Origin of the sequence: Vibrio ostreicida (assembly GCF_013074385.2) — a bacterium.
Classification (GTDB): domain Bacteria; phylum Pseudomonadota; class Gammaproteobacteria; order Enterobacterales; family Vibrionaceae; genus Vibrio; species Vibrio ostreicida.
The window spans coordinates 855545-878417 of record NZ_JABEYA020000001.1; the positions used below are offsets into that span (position 1 = coordinate 855545).

The window sequence follows — 22873 nt, forward strand, 5'->3', positions numbered from 1 at the left end:
GCATTTAGTGTGTAGTGACTTACCACTCAAAACTGCTTACACCGACATTAGATTGATTGGTGTTTGCTTCGTTTTGAGGTGTTTGTTCGCTCGTGGTGACAGGACCTGTTTGAGATAATGCCACTGGAGGTGGAACGGAAACATCTGGCGATGTAGGCCCAGATGAAGTGGGGACTGAGTGCGTTTGGACCGTTGGCGCCGCAGGCCTACTACTGAGGTCGGATTGGTCCATGTTGTCCATACCGGATACTTGATTAATGTATGCTAGGACCCCTGAATTACCTCCCGTCATTTCATTGAGTAACTCAGGTAAACTCATATAGCCCCAACGTATGGCCCGTTCGATGAGAAAAGGAATAGGGCTATGTGGTTCTGTTTTTTGGAAAAACTCAGAAATTTTTCTCAGTTCATGAAATGCATGATCGCGGTTAGTAATGACACCGGAAGCGCTGACGGCAATCGTATTGGGAATAGACGCGGCATCTTGTGTCATGTTTTCACCGTTGTCCTGAGGGACTGCCACTGGTGACGGCGCACTTTGTGAAACAATCTCTACTGCGCTGTCATTTTGAGTGGACGCAGCAACTGGATTGTACTGGTTGTCTAGTGGCCAAGGGGAAAATTTGTCACCCACCAAATATTGGATTGCGTTGAGCAAGTCTGATAGGTTCGATTTGATAAATTTAAAACTTACAGAACCTACGCCAGCATCTTGGCAGTGTTTTGCGATGAGTCTTTCGGCTTGGTTAAAGTTTTGATAGGTCTGCGCCAGATACATGACGGTCGCATCAACATTTTTAGAGTATTCGGCTTGTGCTTTTTCTTTTAGCTCGCCCATGTTGCCAGCCCTTTCTGCCCTGAGAAAATCACCAAAGGACACGTCTCCGATAAGACCTATCATTTGTAATGGCATGTAAAGGGCCGTTGTATCCTGACTTTCGCCAATGAGCTGAAGCAAAGGTTTAAGGCGAAACTCAATACGCTCTTTTGTTTGAGATGCCTCGTCATCACTTGATAACTTTTCGTCAGGCGGGCATGGATTAAGCGTGTCCCAAAAAAGTGTGATAAAACGAACCAAAACCTCTGTCGAATCGGTTAAATTTTTATACGGGTTTTGAGAGAAAGACTGACTTGCAATGAACCATCCGAGAAACTCAAGGTCTTTGGTCTGGCTCGTTAAGGCTTCAAGAGTAGAAGAACGTAAAAGTTCCCAGTTTGTTTGATTTGCATCAATGAGTTCCTCATCACTGGAAGCATCCGGGGTCTCGATCAACTGGCGAAAAGAAGACTGCGCCGTGTTGAAATTATTTCTCAAAGTCCGGTAAGCGGTGCGATCCAGCTTCAGGTATTGACCTGATGGTTGCTGTTCAGAGATAGGTGCCAAAAGTGCTTCAATATCAACCATACATTTTCCGCTGCAAGTGTTTCAATAAAAAGTATTTATGGTGTCGCTTTCTGTGTCTGACTTTATGGGATCCCATCTAACACAGTCTAGGCTTATTTTTTTAAAAGGCTCGTTGAATTTTATAAATTGCCTTGAAAAGTGATCTGCATCCAATAAATTGGACCGATGACGCATAAATTATTGTCAATGCCTTGTTTTATCGATGGTTTAAGAGAAATAAATTAAATAAATTATTGAATATAATAGCCATGTTTGCTAAAGGAATCATCTAGCTTAAGTGGGACCGCGAACCCTTATTAACCCCCGATGAGCACAGTTGGCATACCGAGAACGATCGTTCCTCCGTGTGATGTCGTGTCTCCCATTCGAGCTGCGGGTTTGCTGTTCAACAAAACGGTAGCGCTGCCTTTCACTATCGAGTCAGGTGGACCAACACAGACGCATATATCACCCAAGGTAGCGGCAGGCATACTACCAATTAATACCGTTGGGGCTCCTGAGCCTGTTATTGGGCCGCCTACATGAGGGATCGGAGGCACCGCGGGGGTTTGCATTGGACAAACGTGCATGTCCGTTAATCGGGCTGCGGGTAACGTCATTGGGTTCCTCCATTTCCACCTGAGGCGATATCGAGAGCCGCCATAATGGCATTCTCATAGTATGATTCGGATTTGTCCCATTCTGGTAGTGACGCGGAGTGATTGATTGCACCACTCACCGCTTTGGCATAGAGAAAGGGGTCGGGGAGTACGATGGGAAGGTCGGGTGCCACAATACTGCCTGAGCCGTTCCAGAACACTGCTTGGGCTAACCAGGATGGACCGCAGTTAAGTTTCAGGCGATTGGCCAATAGTTCGGCACGTCTCCGCAATTCCTCAGACGGTGATTGGGCCCACTGCTTTACGACACCTAAACACATCTTTTGGGTATCGCTCCAAACATCATCGCGTGTTGAGATACAACAAAGTGCCCACCAAATGCTTTCCCTAACGGGTAATGCATGAGCCAAAAACTGTGTTACCTCGTTGTAAAGTTTGGCCTCTTTAAGTTTACTGATCGTTTTATCTACGGGACACTCATCGCCAATGAGTTGTTTCGCTTCATCTGATACTTCGAATCTTGGCAGAATTTGAGCACTGCTCTGGTAAGGAATTTTTTTATACATAGTTTTAGTTAACCTTAACGATTGCGCCTTTCAGCTCACCTAACACACCACCATCAAATGTTCCTTTGAGGCCCGACTTAAATTCGGCGCTTAAGGAACCCTCTGCAGTTAGGGTTGTGCTAGCTTTCATGGCAATACTTAGCCCTTTGATACTGTTTGAGCTTGTTGCTTCTAATGCTGTGGTTGTACCCGAGATTTTATTTGCGGAGGTCGCTTTGCTAGTCACATTCACCCCCTCAAGGTTTAATGCACTGCTCGCTTTGATATCAATATTGGTCGCTTCAATTGAAATGGATGAAGAAGAGATAGATATTGTACTTGAGCCGACTTTCAAGTCGATCGAGTCGTCGGCTTCAAAGGTGATTGATTTGGCGTTGCCACTCAAGGCTTTGGTGACCTTGAGTGTGTAATTATCTTCGGTGGTAATGGCCATTGTTTTGGTCACGGTTTGGCTGAGTTCACCTTTGACTGTTTCAGTGTGGTTGTTTTCAACTTCTTGCGTTATGTCTTTGGCGGCGTGTAGATAGACCAATTCGTTGTCTTTCTTATCATCAAAATAGAGCTCATTTGTCTGCCCCGTTAATTTGGTCTTGATACCGGTTTTAGTCGCATTCGCCTCTTTATAAGGTGGTGCATTTTTACTGTTGTAAACACTACCAGTAATAATGGGTTGATCAGGATCACCATCAATAAAGGAGACTAAAACTTCTTGGCCTACACGAGGGATAAACTGTGTGCCATAACCACTGCCTGCCATTAACTGGGCAACGCGAACATAACAACTCGTTTTGTCCCCACTGGCTTGCGTGTCCCAATGAAATTGAATCCTAACCCGCCCTTGATCATCCTGATTAATTTCGCCTGCTGTGGAACCTGCAACGGTGGCACTTTGCAGTCCATGGATGACTTTTTTTGACCTTGGCTTCGGGTAAGAAGGCGTCGATTTAGGCAATAAAGTGACCGTAGTATTACAACGAACATCTTCCGTATAGTGCGTAAATACTTGGACGACAGAAAAGTCCCCTAATTGCGATTTATCCAAATGGCTTGCCAAAGAAAACCAAGTCGCGATATCAAACATGTCATGTTCAGCGGTAGCGATCACCGATTGATAGTCTTGTTCGATCTGTTCAATACGGCGTTTAGCCAGATTACTGGACAAGTCCGTCATATCGCCACTAATACCTAGATCTGGATAGTGTACTGAGGTTAGCTTAGTATTGTTTGCAATCGTGTTGCTGCTTGTTTTGGCTTTACTCGTGACCAGCTTTGATTGAGAGTAATCATAAGCGGTGAGCTCAACGCTAGCACCATGGAAAGACATCACAGGAGACCACGTTTTTATGAGTGGTAAGCTTCCTGATGGTGTTTCTTGCATATCGAATTTGGTGACGTCTGCTTTATCAAAAGGGGATTGCCCGTCTTGAACAACCAGAGAGTGATCGCCAGAATCATGTGTAAAAAAGTAATGGAGCCCTTCCTCTGCAAGCAGACGAGTGACAAAGTCAAAATCTGATTCGTTATATTGTAAGCAATACTCTCGTTTAGTCGAAGGGAGGCTAGAAAGTGTGTATTTACCTTTAAACCCCGCATTGTCAAAAACGTCACTAATAATGTCTTTCGTTGACATGTTTTGATAAACGCGAAATGCATGTGTGTGCGTCAGTAGCCAAAACCACGGTCTCAATGTGACTTTATACTGCATGAACGTTAGGTTTGCGTCTAATCCGATTTGTTCTATGCGCGAAATCATGCCATTGAATGAACGCTGTAGTTTGCTGCTCCCAGATTCATTGGAGTACCGATTGACAGTAAGAGGTTGTCCAAGTTGGTCTTTCACACTAAAACTGGATGAAACTAGTGTTGCAGTGATCTCATATGGTGTAGACAAAGCTTGAGAAACGGTGAATTCACTGACCGTATGCTCTTGATTCTTATAGTCCTTTGCCGAAATTAAGCTAGCCGACGCCGAATACTTATCAGCCATATAATATCCTTAATATAATTGAACTTTTAAGAAAAAAATCTGCAAAATTATACTGATACACTCAATATAATTTATTTGACTTTACCAAAATAGCAGCAAAACCACCTTAAATAAATCCTACCACAAATTTTATAACCTGCTTGTGAGGTGAAAGCCTCGTTGGTCTATAGTCAGGCTTGGAAGGTAGCGATGCCTTTATCGGTTATCGACTAGTAGCATTTTTGCATTTTTATAGGCGAAATTCATTCCTTCGACTTCATTGCGTTTGCTCAGAATAAGATCAACAGATGGAAGTACAATGAAGAAAACCAGCGGCTTAGGGTGTAAATATTCCCACCTTAGGCTCGTTTCCGACTTTTTGTGAACGACTAGGTTGACGGTGAGAACAAGGCTACTGGCCTGCAGGTCACTGTGGTCAAATTTGCCGAGTTCATGTATCGCTCCCCAAAGAGAGGTTAAGGCTCTTTCGTGGGTACTTTTAAGAAACATATTCATTTGGATCTTATCGAACTGGCCATTGGTGGAAATACTTAACCTATGAGTGGTATGCAATCCCGCTTTAAACGGAAGGTATCCCAAGTTATTACCGACAATTTTATGGTCAGGCGGGCAAAGTTGAATCGAGTCAAACGGTTGTTGGCTGGAAAACAGTTCACAGGAAAACTGTTTTATGATGCGTTCAAGTCCGACATGAAATGACTGTTGTTGGAGATCTAAAGCGCTGATAGCGCGACTTTCTAAGACTTCAGAGAACACTTTTTCGATATTCTGGTTAACTCTTTCATGGGCTGAGACCATCACATATTGGTTGGTGCTAATGGCTGTCTTGAGGACATTATTGGAGTCAATAACAGTGACGCCTTCTGTTGAATATATCGATTCACTCAGTGTTGGATAATAGACAGGTTCCGTTGACCCAGAGAACATGGAGCATGCGGCTATGCCCCAGAACGTAATACTTATTATGAAGAATCGACCGATCGTTATGAACATCCTGTTCTGTCCTGTTTCTACCTTTGGCGGCTGATTTTAGATAGTAGTGATGCGCTCCAATTAAGCCATGGCTGCTTTTGTTTATTGCCGCTTCGGTTCACAAACAAAGATGCAAAGTATTTTTTGTCGTGTAAGTGTGACACAGATTGGCCAAAAACTAATACCTTAGTCTAATTTGTCGACAATTATCTTCATTTTTTGTTTAAATTTCGATATTTTAGGTTTAAATATCATATATTGTAGACAATGTGCTGTGGCTGATATGAGTGAGTTGACCATGAATGATGATTTAGGCATCAAAATGAAATCTAAGTCCTTAGCAACAGAAAATACCAAGTCTGAAAGCCTGACAGAACTTCTTATTGAGGCGATTGTAGAAGGCGAATTGCAACCAGGCAGCAAGATATCAGAGCCAGAACTGGCCAAAAGGTTAGCCGTCAGCAGAGGTCCATTGCGCGAGGCGATCATGCGACTTGAAGGCCTTAGCCTGATCGAGCGAATACCTCATGTAGGCGCGAGAGTGACGACTCTTACACCGGCAAAGTTAATTGAGATTTATGCGGTACGCGAGGCATTAGAGGGCATGGCAGCAAGATTGGCCGCACGTCATATCTCTGATAAGGAACTGGTTAGTTTAGAGCAGCTACTGGATCAACATCTATCGCATCTCGACGAAGTGTCTGGGGCCTCTTATTTTCACCAGCAAGGTGACTTTGATTTCCACTATCGAATTATTCAGGCAAGCCGCAATGACAAGTTGATTACTCTACTTTGTGGGGAGCTATACCACTTGCTACGTATGTACCGATATCAGTCGCCGCGAGCCCACTCCCGACCCAAAGAAGCCTTGAGCGAACACAAATTTATTCTTCAAGCGATTAAAAATCGGGATGAAGAGCTCGCTGAAATGCTGATGAGACGTCATATCTCAGGAAGTAGGCAGTTAATAGAGAGACAAATTTTTCTGACAGAAAACCAATAGAGGAACGTGTCATGAATTTATCACAAGGGGCGAAGTTTAGAATCGCCATAGAGCAAAACGACCCTTTGCAGATCGTTGGGACGATTAATCCGTATTGCGCAATGATGGCAAAAAATATCGGTCATCAAGCTATCTATCTTTCTGGAGGCGGTGTGGCAAATGCGTCTTATGGACTGCCTGATCTGGGTATCACCACTCTGAATGATGTTTTAGTGGATGTAGAGCGCATCACCAATGCCTGTGATCTCCCCCTTTTGGTCGATATCGACACAGGGTTTGGGGGGGCATTTTCTATTGCGAGAACGATCAATGCAATGGAAAAAGCAGGGGCTGCGGCCGTGCATATCGAAGATCAGGTTGCACAGAAACGCTGCGGTCATAGGCCGAACAAAGCGATGGTGAGCCAAAGTGAAATGTCAGATCGAATAAAGGCTGCCGTGGATGCTCGTGACGACCCAAGTTTTGTCATTATGGCTCGCACTGATGCGCTCGCCGTCGAAGGAATAGACAAAGCAATAGAGCGTGCTATTGCATGCGTTGAGGCTGGAGCGGATATGATTTTCCCTGAAGCCATGAATAAGCTCGATCAATATGCTCGTTTTTCCCAGTCCCTAAAAGAAGCCACTGGAAAACATATTCCGATCCTCGCCAATATTACTGAATTCGGTCAGACCCCACTCTACAGTGGTGAACAGTTAGCAAAATCAAATGTAGATATGGTTCTCTATCCATTAAGCGCTTTCCGAGCGATGAACAAGGCAGCGGAAATGGTTTATAGCCATTTACTGCGAGAAGGTAATCAAGAGGCATTAATTGAGTCGATGCAAACTCGTCAAGAGCTCTATGATCATCTCCAGTATCATGATTACGAGAATAAATTGGATCAGCTTTTCTCTGAACATGACTAATGGCAATAGCGGCCAGTAATCAAGGGCAAATGATATCATTCACTTGTCTGGAGAGCACAGATATTTACCAGCAGTAAAGCAGATAGAAAAGGAGTTCAAAAAATGGAAAATAAACAGTTGGGTGGCGCAGGTCTTCGTGGGCAGAGTGCGGGAACAACCTCATTGTGTACAGTCGGTAAAACGGGAACGGGTCTAACCTACCGAGGTTATGACATCACGGATCTGGCCAACTATGCGCAATTTGAAGAGGTAGCCCATCTTTTATTGAGGGGAGCGTTACCTACCCAGCAAGCATTGGACGATTACAAGACGCGTTTAATAAACCTTAGAGGTTTACCTGCTGAGTTAATGCAAGCACTGGAGTTGATTCCTGCTAGCGCACATCCCATGGATGTGATGCGCACAGGGTGTTCGGTGCTAGGCAACCTTGAACAAGAAAAGGATTTCTCTGATGAGGAAAGCGCAGTGGAAAGAATGTTGGCTCTCTTTCCCGCCATTATTTGTTACTGGTATCGTTATAGCCATCATGGTGTCCGTATTGATACGAAGGATCAATCACAAGACTGCATTGGCGGCTACTTTCTGAAGATGTTATTAGATAAAGAGCCCAGCAATTTGCATAAGCAAGTCATGCATTGCTCTCTTATCTTATATGCTGAACATGAATTTAATGCTTCTACATTCGCGGCACGAGTTTGTGCGTCGACCCTATCAGATATGCACTCCTGTATTACTGCTGCTATTGGGACGTTGCGAGGCCCACTCCACGGCGGAGCCAATGAATCCGCCATGGACATGATTCAGAATTGGCAAACGCCAGATGAAGCCGAAAGTCATATTCTGAAGATGTTGGAAAACAAAGACAAAATTATGGGTTTTGGTCACGCCGTTTACCGTGAAAGCGATCCCCGTAATGATTTGATCAAACATTGGTCTAAGCGTTTATCGGAAACCGTGGGAGACACACACCTCTACGCGGTTTCAGAAAGAGTTGAAGAAGTCATGAAACGGGAAAAAGGCTTGTTCTGTAACGCTGATTTCTTTCATGCCTCTGCTTATCACTTCATGGACATCCCAACTAAGTTGTTTACGCCGATATTTGTGATGAGCAGATTGACGGGGTGGGCTGCTCACGTAAGCGAGCAACGTTCAAATAACCGTATTATTCGCCCTAGCGCGGACTACACTGGCCCCGAGCATCAGCAGTGGGTACCCATTGATAAGAGGTGATTCCTAGCTATCCGAACCGTCCCCTTTTGAATCGATCAGAAGGGGACCAAATGGCCTAATTCTTATTGAATGGACGCAATGACATGAGCAGTACATTAAACATCCGTTATCGAAAGTCACTCCCTGAATCACATTTGGATTTCTTTGACACTCGGCAAGCGGTCAACGATATCTCCCCCAATTCTTTCCAAACGCTTCCCTATACTTCGCGGGTTTTGGCAGAACAATTAGTGCGTCGATGCGAACCTAAATTACTGACAGCATCACTCAAACAACTGATTGATCGTAAGCGGGATATCGATTTTCCATGGTATCCATCGCGTGTTGTTTGTCATGACATTCTCGGTCAGACGGCCTTGGTTGATTTAGCCGGGTTAAGAGATGCGATTGCAGCGCAAGGAGGCGACCCATCAAAAGTTAATCCGGTGGTCGAGACTCAACTGATCGTTGACCACTCATTGTCCGTTGAGCACGGCGGATATGAAGTGGATGCGTTGGAGAAAAATCGCAAGATAGAAGAACGCCGTAACGAAGATCGATTTCATTTTATCGAATGGTGTAAAACAGCTTTTGAGAATGTCAGTGTGATCCCTGCTGGAAACGGCATTATGCATCAGATTAATCTTGAGAAAATGTCACCGGTTATTCAAGCGAAAAATGGTGTTGCTTATCCGGATACCTGTGTCGGTACAGACAGTCATACGCCTCATATTGATGCGCTGGGGGTGATTGCTATTGGCGTTGGTGGTTTGGAAGCGGAGACGGTCATGTTAGGCAGGCCCTCAATGATGCGCCTGCCAGATATTGTTGGCGTTAACTTACAAGGGCAACGCCAGCCAGGTATTACTGCCACAGATATTGTTTTAGCGTTGACGGAATTTTTGCGAAATGCTCAGGTTGTGTCTTGCTACCTAGAGTTCTTTGGTGAAGGTGTCAAACATCTCACGATAGGGGATCGTGCGACCATTTCCAATATGACTCCAGAGTATGGGGCAACTGCAGCGATGTTTTATATCGATGAGCAGACGATGACCTACCTGAAGTTGACAGGTCGAGATGAACAGCAGGTTAAGCTGGTCGAAAATTACGCCAAGCACTCGGGTTTGTGGGCGACAGATTTAGAAACAGCTCAATATGAACGCGTGCTGACATTTGATTTGTCTTTAGTCACGCGCAATATGGCAGGCCCTTCAAACCCTCACCGGCGGTTACCAACTTCTGATTTAGCCTCCTTAGGCATCGCTCGCCAATACGATGCGACGGAGGGCCAATTACCCGATGGCGCTGTTATTATTGCGGCGATAACCTCCTGTACTAACACCAGTAACCCAAGAAACCTTGTTGCGGCGGGGCTAATGGCCCGAAAAGCCAACCAAATGGGCCTTGGTCGAAAGCCTTGGGTTAAGACCTCCTTTGCGCCTGGCTCTAAAGTGGCCAAACTTTACTTAGAGGAAGCTGGCTTACTCAAAGAAATGGAGACGCTCGGTTTTGGTATTGTGGGTTATGCTTGTACTACGTGTAATGGAATGAGTGGGGCTTTGGACCCGGTCATTCAAAAAGAAATTGTTGATAGAAATCTTTACTCAACCGCTGTGCTGTCAGGAAACCGAAATTTCGACGGCCGTATTCACCCTTACGCTAAACAAGCCTTTCTTGCTTCTCCCCCGCTAGTTGTTGCCTACGCTTTAGCCGGAACGATCCGCTTTGATATTGAGAGGGACCCGTTAGGGCACGATGTCAAAGGGACACCGATATATTTGGACGATATCTGGCCCACAGATGAAGAGATCGATACTGTTGTCGGAAGCTACGTAAAGCCAGAGCAGTTCAACCAAATTTACATCAAAATGTTTAAGCAGGAAGAAGGGCGTTCAAATATCAGCCCTCTCTATGACTGGCGACCAAAAAGCACTTACATTCGCAGACCTCCTTACTGGGAAGGTGCGCTGGCTGGAGAAAGAAGATTATCAGCGATGCGCCCGCTTGCTGTCTTAGGCGACAACATCACCACCGATCATCTTTCCCCTTCCAATGCGATTTTGGCCAGCAGTGCGGCTGGTGAATATCTGGCAAAAATGGGTGTGCCAGAACAAGACTTCAACTCTTATGCGACCCATCGAGGCGATCATCTCACTGCCCAGAGGGCGACTTTTGCCAATCCAAAATTGTTCAATGAAATGGTAAGTGAAAATGGTCAAATTGTACAAGGTTCGTATGCGCGATTAGAGCCAGAAGGAACCAAATTGCGCATGTGGGAAGCGATAGAAACGTACATGGATCGCAAACAACCGCTTATTGTTATTGCAGGTAAGGACTATGGACAAGGCTCCTCGCGCGATTGGGCTGCAAAAGGCGTACGTTTGGCGGGCGTCGAAGCTATTGTCGCCGAGGGGTTTGAACGAATCCACAGGACAAACCTCGTCGGAATGGGCGTTTTGCCTCTACAGTTTAAACCGGGAGTTAACCGGAAAACCCTAAATTTAGACGGCTCAGAACTTTATGATGTCATTGGTTTGATTAAACCTGCGAGTGAATTGACGTTGGTTATTACCCGAAAAAATGGGGAGCAATTCGAGGCCGTAGTGACGTGTCGTTTGGATACGGCTGATGAGGCACTCGTTTACTCTGCTGGTGGTGTGCTGCAGCGTTTTGCTCAAGACTTTTTGGCTAACTAAGGAGCGGTGATGAAAAACGGTTTATTGAACCAAACTAAAATACGCGCCACCTTTATGCGGGGAGGAACCAGTAAAGGGGTATTTTTTGCGCTTAGTGATCTGCCTGAAAGGGCACAAACACCGGGTGAGTTTCGTGATAAGTTGCTTATGCGAATTATCGGCAGTCCAGATCCTTATGAAAAACAGATTGATGGCATGGGAGGTGCAACGTCGAGCACGAGCAAAGTCGTTATTGTGTCGAAAAGCGCCAGACCCGATCACGATGTTGACTACTTGTTTGGTCAGGTCGCCATTGAACAGCCCGTCATCGATTGGAGCGGAAATTGCGGTAATTTATCCGCAGCGATTGGGCCGATTGCGCTGGAACTGGGGTTAATAGAAAAAGAGCGAATTCCAGAGCAGGGCATCATCGCAGTACGAGTTTGGCAAGCCAATATACAAAAAACGATAGTCGTCCACGTCCCGATAACGGATGGCGCTGTTCAAGAAATGGGTGATTTTGAATTGGATGGGGTAACATTCCCTGCTGCTGAGCTTTTAGTTGATTTTATCCAACCCGCGGCTTCAGATGGCAATATGTTTCCGACAGGTAATGTGGTTGATACACTGGACGTGCCTGAAATCGGCTCTTTTTCTGCGACTTGTATTAATGCAGGTATCCCTACCATCTTTCTACATGCTCAATCCCTTGGCTACATTGGGACTGAACTTCAGGACGACATCAATAGTGATGAACTAGCGTTAAAACGTTTCGAGGCTATCCGTACTTTTGGCGCCCTAAAGATGGGGCTTTCTGAAACCATCGAAGAAGCTGAAAAGCGTCAACACACCCCTAAAATTGCCTTTGTCTCAGAATCCAAAAGTTACCAATCTTCAAGTGGAAAATATATTGCAGATACTCAAGTGGACCTAGTCGTTCGGGCCTTATCGATGGGGAAATTACATCACGCGATGATGGGCACCGCTGCAGTGGCTATTGCTTGCGCCTCTTGTGTCGATGGGACTTTAGTGAATCGAGCCTTGGGTGGTGGAAACATTGAATCAGTGACCTTTGGGCACCCGTCTGGGGTATTGAAAGTTGGGGCACAAGTCCATAAGACTCAAAACGGTTGGGTTGCTAAAAAAGCCGTCATGAGCCGAAGTGCTCGCATTTTGATGGAAGGATATGTTCGTATTCCTTCCGCGCTTTTGGAGTATTAAAGGCCCAAAGGGCAGCCGGATGAGTGAGTTCGGCATAGGTTGGAGGATGGATTTTGTCAGATTATCAGAAACATTATCAATGGGCGCAGGAAAACCCACAAAACTTTTGGCAGGACCGAGCCGATGAAATCGCTTGGTTTAAACCGCCGGAGACCATTCTTGAGCGAGACCATCAAGGCATTGAAAGATGGTTTCCCGATGGAGTTTTGAACACATGTTGGCTGTGCCTAGACTACCACTGTGAGCGCGGAGAGGGTCACAAAACTGCGCTCATCTACGATTCCCCTGTCACTGCGACCAAGCAAAGTTACACTTATACGCAAATGAGGGACAAGGTTGCGAAAATAGCGGGAATGTTGGTTGAGGAGGGCGTCTCTAAAGGAGATTGCGTGTTGATTTATATGCCAATGATCCCTGAAGCCGCGATGGCCATGCTGGCTTGTGCAAGGTTAGGTGCGATTCATTCGGTCGTGTTTGGTGGTTTTGCTCCAAATGAATTAGTAGGCCGTCTTGAAGATGCAGAGCCGAAAGTGGTTTTGACTGCGTCATGTGGAATAGAAATCGATAAGATTATTGAATACCAACCTTTATTAAACAAAGCGCTTCAAGAGAGCGCTTGGCAACCGAAAAAAGTGTTTGTGTATCAGCGGCCCGAATGCCAAGCGACATTGACCCAAGGCAGAGATATTGATTGGCATCAGGCATATTCTGCTGCGGTTCCACACGATTGTGTCCCTGTCCTGTCTGTGGACCCATTATATATCCTCTACACCTCGGGAACGACAGGTAAACCGAAAGGCGTCGTACGGGATAATGGAGGGCATGCCGTCGCGATGAAATATTCGATGAGTGCAGTCTACAATGTCCCTGAAAATGGTGTCTATTGGGCTGCATCGGATGTGGGTTGGGTTGTTGGCCATTCTTACATCGTTTATGGCCCCTTGATTCATGGTTGTACTACGGTTTTATACGAGGGAAAACCAGTACGGACGCCAGACCCAAGTGCTTTTTGGCGAGTGTGTGAGGAATATCAGGTCAACGTACTTTTTTCCGCGCCGACGGCGTTTCGGGCAATAAAGAAAGAAGATCCACATGGCCAGTGTCTGAAAACATATGATTTGAGCCATCTTTCCGCGATCTTTATGGCGGGTGAACGACTCGACCCCTCAACGCTGGAGTGGGTTGAGGATCACACTAAAAAGCCAGTGATTGATCACTGGTGGCAAACGGAAACTGGGTGGCCTGTGGCGAGTAACCCCGTTGGTTTGGAATTCATGCCAGTAAAGGCGGGCTCATCGACCAAACCAGTGCCTGGATATCAAGTCATGATCTTGGATGAGTCGGGTCGTTCTATGTCGCCAAATAAACAAGGCTTCGTGACGATTAAACGCCCCTTACCTCCGGGGTGTTTACCGACAGTGTGGCGTGATCATCAGCGCTTTGAATCAGGGTATCTTGAACAATTTCCGGGTTATTATGTCACCGGTGATGGTGGTTACCTAGATCAAGACGGTTATTTGTTTATTATGGGGCGTATTGATGATGTGATTAATGTTGCGGGTCACCGCCTTTCTACTGGTGAAATGGAAGCCGTTGTTGGCGGACATCCGGCAATAGCAGAATGCGCCGTTGTTGGTGTTCATGATGAGTTGAAAGGTCAGCATCCAATGGGTTTTGTTGTCCTTAAGGATGGGGTCAAGATAGACGAATTTGAGTTGAAAGGGGAGTTGATAGGTAAAGTCAGGGAAGAAATTGGAGCGGTGGCTTGTTTCAAACATGCGGTGGTGGTGGAACGCTTGCCAAAAACTCGCTCCGGTAAAATTTTGCGCAAGACTATCCGGCAGATTGCGGATGGTGAGCAATATACGATTCCATCGACTATTGATGATCCAAAGAGCCTCGATGATATAAAAAGAGCCTTGCTCTCTTAACCCCAATGTCACTTATTCTGGTAGTTAGCCCCTTACAAAGGGGCTTTTTTGTTGATAAATGCCTGAGATATATTCACACTGTGGGTTTATTTCCAGCGTAAAGAAAGATTATGGACAATATCGAGATTCGAACCGCTCAAGTGGCTGACTTAGAGCAGTTAAACGCGTTAATGTTTAGGCTTCATGATGAACATCATACTCAGTGTCCAGAGCATTTTAAATCCGCCGTTGAAATTGAGCAGGAAAAAAGTATCGCTCGCTACTTGGATGATCCTGAAGCGGTTGTATTTGTCGCATTAGAAACGAACAATATTGTTGGTTTTGTTTCGGGGCATTTCTGTGAATTAGTCTCAACAGTCAGTAAGCCGGTTCAGATGGGTAGTATTGATGAACTTTATGTTACCCCTGAATGCCGACAGTTAGGTATTGCCAAGTTACTTTGCCATGAAATCGAGCAAAGATTTGACGAATATGGGGTCCAACAGATTTTTGTCGAAGTGTGGGATTTCAATAATACAGCGCTTGAGTTCTATTATGATGCTGGTTTTAGTCATCATATACATTGGTTACGTAAACCTGTGAATGTCTAAATGAACTATAATATGAACACGTTAGAACCTTTCATAAGGTTGCTATCACTCGTTACATTCTTATTTTTTTCTTCTTTTATTTTTGCTGATCAGACTCAGCGCGTGAAGGTGCTCGGTGCCGCTTGTCTTATTAAAGCGGATGATAAGCTGGTACTGGTCGACGAAATATTAACCGGAAAACTCTGGTTGCCAGCGGGAAGCCTTGATATTGGTGAAGAGCCGGAGACTGCAGCGCAAAGGGAAACTTGGGAAGAAACGGGACTGACGGTTTCCGTCAAAAAAGAGTTAGGCCAAATCGGAAATACTCTTTTCTTTGATTGTGTTTCCGATTCTACCTTGGTGGTGTTCAATATTGATGATTCCTTTGACGCTCATCAAGTACCGGTCTGGTTCGCACCTCATTACGGGGCAGAAATCGCGTCGGCGATCTTGGTAGAGCCGAAAAATATTGATCCTCAGAACTACCGTTTTCCCAACGACCTCAGTCTGATGCTCGATCTATTTTATAAGGCGACACCACAGTCAGTAAAATATGTCGATAATCTGGTCACTGCTGCCCCAGTTTTCAACCAAATTGAGCTCAGTTGGCTGTATGAGCTGCGTTTACTACTTGATACCTTACCCCCTCTAGTCGAGGCAAGGTTTGAAACGTTACTCGACCTGAGCTTAGCGCTCATTGACCCTCTTGCTTTATTGGTTCTTTTTCCTTATTTGTATTGGCGATTTGGACGAGATTTTACTTATAGCGCGTATTTCTCTGTAATATTGACATCAGTTATGGTGTTGCTTGCCAAGCAAGGTTTTCAAATGCCTTCACCGCATGTGTATATGGCGAGTACTCCAGTGATAAAATCCTTTGGTTATAGCTTCCCAAGCCTGTCATTTGCCATATTAGTGTGTGTGATGACGCTTCTAAGCACCAAGCAGCGTGGTGTGTCTACGGCATTGTTTCTAACAATTGGTGGGGGCATATTGCTTTGGCTAGCATTAGCAAACTTTTATACGGGTCGCCATTTTATGGCAGATATGGTGTTTGGAGCCCTAGCTGGTAGCCTATGTGCTTGGCATCTCATACGGCTGAATAATAAATCAGATGTGAAGTTGTTAGCGTTGATTCAATCTCGGAGGACGTGGGGTCTGATGTTGTTTGTGAGTGGCTTAATGATAATGAGTTGGCCCATCCCCCCTATGGCGAATTTATGCACGATAGTTCTTACTTCGTTGATGACGGCTCATTCTATTGCAGGCAAGTGTCAAAGCATATCGCGGCATGGCTTCATAGTGATAAGCTGTATATTACTCGCGATTTATGGACTTTTTGATCTGACTCTCTCTTTTGTGTCAGAAAGTAGTATTCTCTCGTTTGCTATAGAAGTTTTTCGTTACCCAGTTCTCATTTATGTGTTTGTTTTGAGCGTGGACAACCCCCCAAAAAACGTGGCTCGGTATGTCGATTTTGGGGGAAATTAATCAGCGAAGGACGTGAGCTTCGATGATTTTGGCAACGCCATGTTCATCATTGCTGGACGTGATGCAGTCGGCGATCGCTTTCGTGTTTTCCATCGCATTCTCCATGGCAACGCCAAGACCAGCATATTCAATCATATGGTGGTCATTTTCAGCGTCACCAATGCTTATCACTTCACTGGCATGAATATTAAGAGAGTCAGCTATTGCTTTGACACCAAGGCCTTTATTACTTTCAAGGCTAAGGAATTCAAGGAAAAAAGGAGCGCTTTGCACAATGGTGAAGAGAGCCTTAAGAGAGTGAGGGATAGCTTGAGTGAGGTGTTTGATTTTTTCAGGTTCACCGACAATCATCGCTTTAATAATTGGGTGGTTGTCTTCAAGAGAACTAAAATCAAACTCAGAGACCGATATCTGGTTAACGTCTGATTCTAAACGAGTGTATGGATTATTTTTCGGCGTAATCAAGCCATATTCAGTGCTGAAAGCGTGACAGTAGAGCCCGATTTCTTTAGCAAAAGCGGCGACTTTCTTAGCGCGTTTCCCATCAATGTAAGCTTGGTGGATAATGACGCCAGATCCCACGCTTGTTGCCAGACTTCCATTGTAAGTGACGATGTATTCATCGTTTCCTTCTATATCGAGCTCGGTCAGTTTTTGTCGCATTCCCTCGGGCGGGCGCCCCGATGCAAGTACGATTTTTACACCTTGCTCACGGGCTTTCCTTATTGCTGTTTTGGTTCTCTGAGAAATGGATCTATCACTCGTTAACAGTGTGCCATCCATATCCAATGCTATCAGCTTATACATAAATTAAAATATCATTCCAACTATTAGAAAATGAAGATTAAATCAGTCCAAAAGAATGATCAATTTCTGATTTAGTTGACCTGAGCGAGACAGTCATTTATCGTCTCGTTCCTGCACAATATGATGAAGAGTTAGGCTGAGATAAAGTTGTACAAAATTAACGAAATGTTCGAAACCATTCAAGGTGAAGGTGTCCATACTGGCGTACCTTCAGTGTTTATACGTCTTCAAGAGTGCCCTGTTGGGTGTGCTTGGTGTGACACGAAGCAGACATGGTTTGCAGAGCCGCAAGATGAGCGGCCATTGGCTGAAATTTTAGTCAAAACTCAGGATTCACCGACATGGTGCAGCATGTCAGCCGATGACATCATTGAACAATATCGTCAATTGGGTTTTCGAGCCAAACATATTGTAATAACCGGTGGCGAACCGTGTATTTATGACTTGCGCGCACTGACAGTTGCCTTTGAGAGCATAGGTTGCCGATGTCAGATAGAAACAAGCGGCACCTTTCCTGTAGAAGCGAGTGAACTTACTTGGGTTACAGTGTCACCAAAAGTGGCGATGAAAGGTAAGTTACCTGTACTCGATTGTGCATTGCGGCGAGCGAATGAAATCAAGCACCCTGTTGGAACTGAAAAAGATATTGAGCAGTTGGATGTATTGCTTGAGTGCGCAGAAGTGGCAAAGACGACAACGATAGCGCTGCAACCCATCAGCCAAAAAACCAGAGCCACTCAACTGTGCATTGATACTTGCATTAAACGTAATTGGAGATTATCCATTCAGACTCACAAATATTTAAATATTGCATAAGGGAGAGCAAAAATGAACAAAGCGGTTGTGGTATTTAGTGGTGGTCAAGATTCAACCACGTGTCTGGTCCAAGCTTTGAAAGACTATGATGAAGTGCACGCTATTACGTTTGACTACGGGCAAAGGCATAAGCTTGAGATAGAAGTGGCTCAGACCTTGGCGACTGACCTCGGAGTCAAAGCCCATAAAGTCATGGATGTGACACTGCTTAATGAGCTTGCGATAAGCTCTTTGACACGGGATGAGATTGCTGTTTCGCATGATCTCCAAGGCAATGGCCTACCGAATTCCTTTGTACCCGGACGTAATATATTATTCTTAACGTTATCGGCTATCTATGCTTATCAAATTGGTGCACAGTCTGTTATTACAGGGGTATGCGAAACTGATTTTTCTGGTTACCCGGATTGCCGTGACGATTTTGTAAAGGCAATGAATGTTGCTTTGATCAAGGGTATGGACCGAGAGCTCGATATAGTTACTCCCCTTATGTGGTTGAATAAGGCTGAAACTTGGGCCTTAGCGGATCAATATGGCGCACTAGAGCTTGTAAGAGACAATACCCTAACGTGTTACAACGGGATTATTGGTGATGGGTGTGGTGAGTGCCCCGCTTGTGGGCTTCGCAAAGTGGGTCTCAACGATTACTTCTCGGACCAAAAAGCGGTAATGGCGAGTTTAGTTAGCAAGCAAGAGACTTAAAAAGAAAAGCAATAAAAAACGCCCATGGAAGGGCGTTTTTAAACGAGAAACAAATTTAGTCTAAGTACATTTTTGCCATCTCAGCAGGTTCAACTTCTTTACCTTCGAGCTGTGCATTCCAATTAGTGCCAATAAGGACACCATCTTCGGCTAAAGTGAGTAACCAATCTTCTGTGAAAATATCCAGTGGTATTTCTAAAACTTCAAAGTCTTCCCATTCTTCTACGTTGTGAGCTTGCGCTTCTTCTTTTGATGACCAGAAGGGCATCACTTCGCTGTTCTCAAACTCTGTTGAATCACAAGACAACCATCCCTCCTCATTTCGAAGGCCCCATACCAAATTATTGGTTTTGGTTTCCGATATAAAAAGTTCTAGGTTAGCTTGAATATCAGCAGTTAATTTGCTCATAGGAATTATCTCATAAGTGGTATTGCCATTAGGGTAGCATTGTTATTACGAAAGCTAAATAAAAATGGGGACATTCTGTTCCGCCCCCATTATTTCACCTTCATTGATGCGGCTACTTTGGCTTTTTGGTGAAAATTGTCCACTGTTTCTTCACATTACCTTTGTACCCGACGACTGATGCGATCACTTTGCGGTTCTTGGCATGGGTCAATTCGTCGTCACCAGTTTCTGATAGGTTAGTGTCACCAAAACCAACAATACTAATTCTTGTTGGGTCAATACCATTATTCACTAAAGCACTTTGTACTTCAGTGGCGCGTCGTTTTGACAAGGCTAGGTTATGCTGATGTTGACCGACTTTACTCGCATACCCTTGAAGCTCGATTGATGCTTCAGGGTAGGTATCAAGAAAGTCCGCCATTTGACGAATTTGCGTCAAAAACAGAGGTTGGACGTCACTCGAATCATTTTCAAACAAAATATGTAAATCCATTTCTTGCTCTGAGTTGACATAGGTACCACATCCCTCATTATCAATCTCGGCACCAAGCGGTGTATCAGCGCATAAATCTCGGGCATTGATTACCCCATCTTTATCTTGATCTCTTAAATCGGCCAATTGGTTGGGAACGGGGGTATCGATATAATCGTATACATCTTCCGCAAAAGTATTTGTTGATAGCACTAGGGTGGTTGCCACAAAAGTAAAAAGCGTACTGCTAATATTAATATTCAAGCGTTTTACTCCAATCTGTAGGCATGTCGACACGTAGTACTGCGAGCAAATTTCCGGTTGCATTCATGACACGGTACTTTGCATATTGCTCATCATATTTAGCGTCTAGATAGTCTTTTCGTGCATCAAATAATTCGTTTTCAGTGTTGAGTAGGTCAAGCAATGTACGTTTTCCGATCCTATATTGCTTCTCATACGCAACTACAGTGTCTGAGGCCGAGTCTACGTGATCAGCTAAAAATTCTTTTTGTTGCAAGGTAAGGTCAAGGGCACTCCAAGACAAACGAAGACTCTCTTCTAAGCTTTGAAAGGTTCTGTCTCGGAAATCTTTGGCTTTATTTAATTGATAGGCGGCACTATCAATATTGTCAGAGTCAGACCCACCGTTGTATAGGTTATATCTCATTCTAAGCATGGCAGAAGTTTCGTTGCTACTACCACGAATCCCCCCTGCATCGTCGCGCCAAATTTGAGATGCTTCAAAAGACAGAGTTGGATAGTTTGCGCCTTTGGTTTGATCATACTGGAAGCGGGCAGAGTCGACATCTGCTTGTGCAACTTTTACGACTGGGTGTTGCTTGAACGCGGTGTCTAACGCTTCATTTACCGTTAATGGAATGGCGTTTACGTCGGCTTTAGGAAAAATAAGCGCTTGAGGGATTTGCCCTACAAGGCGTTTGAACTGTGTGTGGACATCATAGAGATTGTTCTGTGCAGCCAGAAGGTTACCATGTGCTTTTGCCAGACGAGCTTCTACCTGAGATAAATCCGCAGTGGATCCTATCCCAGATTCTACACGTTTCTTAATATCCGTATAAATTTCTTTATGGATTGCTAAATTGCTTTCTGATAGCGCAAGCACATCATAGGCTTTGGTTGCATCTAGGTAGATTTTGGTGACTTCAAGTGCGATGTCTTGTGAGTCAGCAAGTAACTGTAAACGCACAGATTCAGCGTCTGCTGTCGTCCGATCCATATCGTTGAGTGTTGCTGAACCATCCCAAATTAGTTGAGTTAGGCTTAGCGTTGCATCTTTTCTGGTCAGTTCATCCTCAATCCCTGAGGCCAAATCAACTCGCTCATAACCCACGCCAGCATCTAGGTCTATAGAGGGTAAGTAGGCCCCCGAAGACGCGTTAGCATCGGATACCTTGCTCATATATTCATTATAAGAAGCTTTGATATTGGGGTTGTTTGCAATCGTAAAAGCGACAGCTTGTTCTAATGTTTGACTTTCTACTGGTAGGGAGAGCATGGTCGTAATGCTCAACAACTTAATCCGTCTCCAATTCACGCTGGGACTCCTTGGGTGATCCTGAGCAAAGTATAGTACTAAAGGTTGCAGTCTTAATTTTGAGAAAAACGGACTTATGATGTCAACGAAATATCACTATCTCTATTAAAAGACTAACCTCATCTTAGATGATGAGAGAAACAAGATATAACAAATTCCTAACTTAATAGTATGAAATTAATGGCTTATATGGAAAAGTGCACGTAACACCACAAATTAAGAAAATTTGATACTAATTCCAATAAATGAGGCTTTACTATGTTTTTTCAATAGTAGATCCTCTTGATATTAATGGTGTATATGATTTGTTTTCCATGATGTCGATATTGGTTTGTCAGTAAGTATGTTACAGGTGCTGTGCCAGACATAGCTTTGACAGATAGCGGCATTCATAACGGATGAAAGGATTAGGGGTTTATCATGGGGTTTGGCGCTTACGTAGTTTTAGGTAACTTGGCTGGTTCTGAAACAATTGCGATTGATGAAAATGGCAACGTTCGAATTCTGAATGAGAACGATTCACCCAATCTGGGTGAAGTAGTTCTATCCATGGAGGAAAATAATCCAGATTTTGTTGATGTTGGTCTTGTTGGCGATAATGATGACATTACAGATATAACCAGCGAAATTGACCAAATCTTTGCTGCACTGGAGCAAGGGCAAGATCCAACTCAGCTAGGTGATGACTTTGCGACCGCTGCGGGTAGCCAGATTAGTTCAAGCCCAGATGATTTAAGCTCGGTAGAGCGGACTGGCGAAGAAACAATTGCCAGTACTGATTTTGTGACTCAAGGTCTTGAGCAAATTGGTATTTCCAGAACTCAAAGCATTACCCTTCTTGAACAGTACCAAGTATTTCAGCAATCGCTCGCTCTTGAAGCCTCTAACTTTTCGCCGTCAGGTGACGATTTTAGCGTCATATTAGCCGAAGATACATCCGTAAGTGGTCTTGTTGTTGCTACTGACCCTAATTCAGAAGATGTCCTAACCTATAATCTGGATTCTGTTGCCGCAAACGGCAGTGTAACCATAAATAGTGAGACTGGTGCTTGGGAGTACACGCCCAATGTGAATTATAACGGCCCTGACAGTTTTACGGTCAGAGTCGAGGATGGAAACGGTGGTGTCGATACCGTTTCCGTTAATATTGAAGTGACTGCGGTAAACGATGCACCAATCGCCGATTCGAAACAAGAAACCCTATTCGAGGACACCATTGTATCGGGTAGTCTGGCTGCCAGTGATGTCGACCTCCCAAGTAACGAAAGTCTTATTTTTACTACTCAGTCAGACATTGCAGGCTTCACTTTAAATCCTGATGGCATCTATACTTTTGATGCATCCTCTTACGATAGCCTAGCAGAAGGCGAGCAGCGGGTAATAGAGATTCCTATTACGGTGAGTGATGAACTAGGTTTGACGGACACTTCGATATTGACGGTAACAATCACTGGCACTAATGATGCGGCCAGCGTCAGCAGTGCGAGCGTGACCTTAACCGAAAGTGATACAGCCTTAAGCACCGGCGGCACCTTGACGGCCACGGACGTGGACAATCCAGACAACCAATTTA

The 22873-nt window shown here is 44.6% G+C and carries 20 protein-coding genes; 11 read left to right on the plus strand and 9 right to left on the minus strand.

The features are described 5' to 3' along the window. Positions 1-19: 19 nt before the first annotated feature. The 5 genes from HLM86_RS03620 to HLM86_RS03640 all read right to left on the minus strand — a co-directional run bounded on the left by HLM86_RS03620 (position 20) and on the right by HLM86_RS03640 (position 5550). Positions 20-1405 carry a type VI secretion system protein TssA gene (locus tag HLM86_RS03620; protein ID WP_170881944.1) on the minus strand — a complete coding sequence of 462 codons (1386 nt, stop codon included), beginning with the start codon at positions 1403-1405 and terminating at the stop codon, positions 20-22. A 296-nt stretch (positions 1406-1701) separates the two neighbouring features. Next, the gene (locus HLM86_RS03625; protein WP_170881943.1) at positions 1702-2004 is read right to left on the minus strand and encodes a PAAR domain-containing protein; all 303 of its coding nucleotides are present in this window, start codon (positions 2002-2004) and stop codon (positions 1702-1704) included. Continuing rightward, positions 2001-2570 carry a DUF6931 family protein gene (locus tag HLM86_RS03630; RefSeq protein WP_076589296.1) on the minus strand — a complete coding sequence of 190 codons (570 nt, stop codon included), beginning with the start codon at positions 2568-2570 and terminating at the stop codon, positions 2001-2003. The genes HLM86_RS03625 and HLM86_RS03630 overlap by 4 nt, the downstream gene beginning before the upstream one ends. Positions 2571-2574: 4 nt before the next feature. Beyond that, entirely contained in the window at positions 2575-4557 is a 1983-nt protein-coding gene (locus HLM86_RS03635) for a type VI secretion system Vgr family protein (protein WP_076589295.1), read from the minus strand. A 195-nt stretch (positions 4558-4752) separates the two neighbouring features. Further along, positions 4753-5550, minus strand: a complete 798-nt coding sequence (locus HLM86_RS03640; protein WP_076589294.1) for a hypothetical protein — start codon at positions 5548-5550, stop codon at positions 4753-4755. Positions 5551-5827: 277 nt separating this feature from the next. On the opposite strand from HLM86_RS03640, the gene HLM86_RS03645 reads away from it, so the two are divergent. From HLM86_RS03645 to HLM86_RS03680, 8 genes are all read left to right on the plus strand, one after another. Further along, positions 5828-6532: a GntR family transcriptional regulator gene (locus HLM86_RS03645; protein ID WP_076589414.1), complete on the plus strand. Its 705-nt coding sequence runs from the start codon at positions 5828-5830 to the stop codon at positions 6530-6532. Positions 6533-6543: 11 nt separating this feature from the next. After that, positions 6544-7440, plus strand: a complete 897-nt coding sequence (prpB, locus tag HLM86_RS03650; RefSeq protein WP_076589293.1) for a methylisocitrate lyase — start codon at positions 6544-6546, stop codon at positions 7438-7440. A gap of 102 nt (positions 7441-7542) precedes the next feature. Beyond that, on the plus strand, positions 7543-8670 hold the full coding sequence (prpC, locus tag HLM86_RS03655; protein WP_076589292.1) for a bifunctional 2-methylcitrate synthase/citrate synthase: 1128 nt from the start codon (positions 7543-7545) through the stop codon (positions 8668-8670). 83 nt (positions 8671-8753) lie between these two features. Then, a complete protein-coding gene (acnD, locus tag HLM86_RS03660; protein ID WP_170881942.1) occupies positions 8754-11345 on the plus strand; it encodes a Fe/S-dependent 2-methylisocitrate dehydratase AcnD in 2592 nt (863 codons plus the stop codon). A 9-nt stretch (positions 11346-11354) separates the two neighbouring features. After that, positions 11355-12545: a 2-methylaconitate cis-trans isomerase PrpF gene (gene prpF, locus HLM86_RS03665; protein WP_076589290.1), complete on the plus strand. Its 1191-nt coding sequence runs from the start codon at positions 11355-11357 to the stop codon at positions 12543-12545. Positions 12546-12598: 53 nt separating this feature from the next. Continuing rightward, positions 12599-14476: a propionyl-CoA synthetase gene (locus HLM86_RS03670; protein WP_076589289.1), complete on the plus strand. Its 1878-nt coding sequence runs from the start codon at positions 12599-12601 to the stop codon at positions 14474-14476. A 110-nt stretch (positions 14477-14586) separates the two neighbouring features. Beyond that, positions 14587-15066: a GNAT family N-acetyltransferase gene (locus HLM86_RS03675; protein ID WP_076589288.1), complete on the plus strand. Its 480-nt coding sequence runs from the start codon at positions 14587-14589 to the stop codon at positions 15064-15066. 12 nt (positions 15067-15078) lie between these two features. Further along, positions 15079-16536 carry a bifunctional NUDIX hydrolase/phosphatase PAP2 family protein gene (locus tag HLM86_RS03680; protein WP_170881941.1) on the plus strand — a complete coding sequence of 486 codons (1458 nt, stop codon included), beginning with the start codon at positions 15079-15081 and terminating at the stop codon, positions 16534-16536. Here the strand turns inward: HLM86_RS03680 and HLM86_RS03685 are convergent, their stop codons facing one another. Beyond that, complete coding sequence (locus HLM86_RS03685; RefSeq protein WP_076589286.1) at positions 16537-17343, minus strand: Cof-type HAD-IIB family hydrolase; 807 nt, start codon at positions 17341-17343, stop codon at positions 16537-16539. A gap of 147 nt (positions 17344-17490) precedes the next feature. On the opposite strand from HLM86_RS03685, the gene queE reads away from it, so the two are divergent. Both queE and queC read left to right on the plus strand, forming a co-directional pair. Next, complete coding sequence (queE, locus tag HLM86_RS03690; protein ID WP_254868741.1) at positions 17491-18159, plus strand: 7-carboxy-7-deazaguanine synthase QueE; 669 nt, start codon at positions 17491-17493, stop codon at positions 18157-18159. 12 nt (positions 18160-18171) lie between these two features. Then, on the plus strand, positions 18172-18861 hold the full coding sequence (gene queC / locus HLM86_RS03695) for a 7-cyano-7-deazaguanine synthase QueC (RefSeq protein WP_170881940.1): 690 nt from the start codon (positions 18172-18174) through the stop codon (positions 18859-18861). 55 nt (positions 18862-18916) lie between these two features. On the opposite strand, the gene HLM86_RS03700 is transcribed toward queC, so the two are convergent. From HLM86_RS03700 to HLM86_RS03710, 3 genes are all read right to left on the minus strand, one after another. Then, complete coding sequence (locus tag HLM86_RS03700) at positions 18917-19270, minus strand: DUF2750 domain-containing protein (RefSeq protein ID WP_076589283.1); 354 nt, start codon at positions 19268-19270, stop codon at positions 18917-18919. 112 nt (positions 19271-19382) lie between these two features. Then, positions 19383-20069 carry an OmpA family protein gene (locus HLM86_RS03705; RefSeq protein WP_170881939.1) on the minus strand — a complete coding sequence of 229 codons (687 nt, stop codon included), beginning with the start codon at positions 20067-20069 and terminating at the stop codon, positions 19383-19385. Beyond that, positions 19996-21300: a TolC family outer membrane protein gene (locus tag HLM86_RS03710; RefSeq protein ID WP_076589282.1), complete on the minus strand. Its 1305-nt coding sequence runs from the start codon at positions 21298-21300 to the stop codon at positions 19996-19998. The genes HLM86_RS03705 and HLM86_RS03710 overlap by 74 nt, the downstream gene beginning before the upstream one ends. A 420-nt stretch (positions 21301-21720) precedes the next feature. Between HLM86_RS03710 and HLM86_RS03715 the strand changes: the two genes are divergently transcribed. Beyond that, positions 21721-22873 (plus strand): cadherin-like domain-containing protein (locus HLM86_RS03715; RefSeq protein WP_170881938.1); only part of this gene is annotated, 1153 nt, incomplete at its 3' end.

What these genes read in the sequence shown, in the direction of transcription:
- HLM86_RS03630 (WP_076589296.1), bottom strand. Translation starts at nt 2,570, where the DNA reads ATGTATAAAAAAATTCCTTACCAGAGCAGTGCTCAAATTCTGCCAAGA.
- HLM86_RS03640 (WP_076589294.1), bottom strand. Translation starts at nt 5,550, where the DNA reads ATGTTCATAACGATCGGTCGATTCTTCATAATAAGTATTACGTTCTGG.
- prpF (WP_076589290.1), top strand. Translation starts at nt 11,355, where the DNA reads ATGAAAAACGGTTTATTGAACCAAACTAAAATACGCGCCACCTTTATG.
- HLM86_RS03635 (WP_076589295.1), bottom strand. Translation starts at nt 4,557, where the DNA reads ATGGCTGATAAGTATTCGGCGTCGGCTAGCTTAATTTCGGCAAAGGAC.
- HLM86_RS03700 (WP_076589283.1), bottom strand. Translation starts at nt 19,270, where the DNA reads ATGAGCAAATTAACTGCTGATATTCAAGCTAACCTAGAACTTTTTATA.
- prpB (WP_076589293.1), top strand. Translation starts at nt 6,544, where the DNA reads ATGAATTTATCACAAGGGGCGAAGTTTAGAATCGCCATAGAGCAAAAC.
- HLM86_RS03625 (WP_170881943.1), bottom strand. Translation starts at nt 2,004, where the DNA reads ATGACGTTACCCGCAGCCCGATTAACGGACATGCACGTTTGTCCAATG.
- HLM86_RS03705 (WP_170881939.1), bottom strand. Translation starts at nt 20,069, where the DNA reads ATGCAACCGGAAATTTGCTCGCAGTACTACGTGTCGACATGCCTACAG.
- HLM86_RS03645 (WP_076589414.1), top strand. Translation starts at nt 5,828, where the DNA reads ATGAATGATGATTTAGGCATCAAAATGAAATCTAAGTCCTTAGCAACA.
- HLM86_RS03680 (WP_170881941.1), top strand. Translation starts at nt 15,079, where the DNA reads ATGAACACGTTAGAACCTTTCATAAGGTTGCTATCACTCGTTACATTC.
- prpC (WP_076589292.1), top strand. Translation starts at nt 7,543, where the DNA reads ATGGAAAATAAACAGTTGGGTGGCGCAGGTCTTCGTGGGCAGAGTGCG.
- acnD (WP_170881942.1), top strand. Translation starts at nt 8,754, where the DNA reads ATGAGCAGTACATTAAACATCCGTTATCGAAAGTCACTCCCTGAATCA.
- HLM86_RS03685 (WP_076589286.1), bottom strand. Translation starts at nt 17,343, where the DNA reads ATGTATAAGCTGATAGCATTGGATATGGATGGCACACTGTTAACGAGT.
- HLM86_RS03620 (WP_170881944.1), bottom strand. Translation starts at nt 1,405, where the DNA reads ATGGTTGATATTGAAGCACTTTTGGCACCTATCTCTGAACAGCAACCA.
- queC (WP_170881940.1), top strand. Translation starts at nt 18,172, where the DNA reads ATGAACAAAGCGGTTGTGGTATTTAGTGGTGGTCAAGATTCAACCACG.
- HLM86_RS03675 (WP_076589288.1), top strand. Translation starts at nt 14,587, where the DNA reads ATGGACAATATCGAGATTCGAACCGCTCAAGTGGCTGACTTAGAGCAG.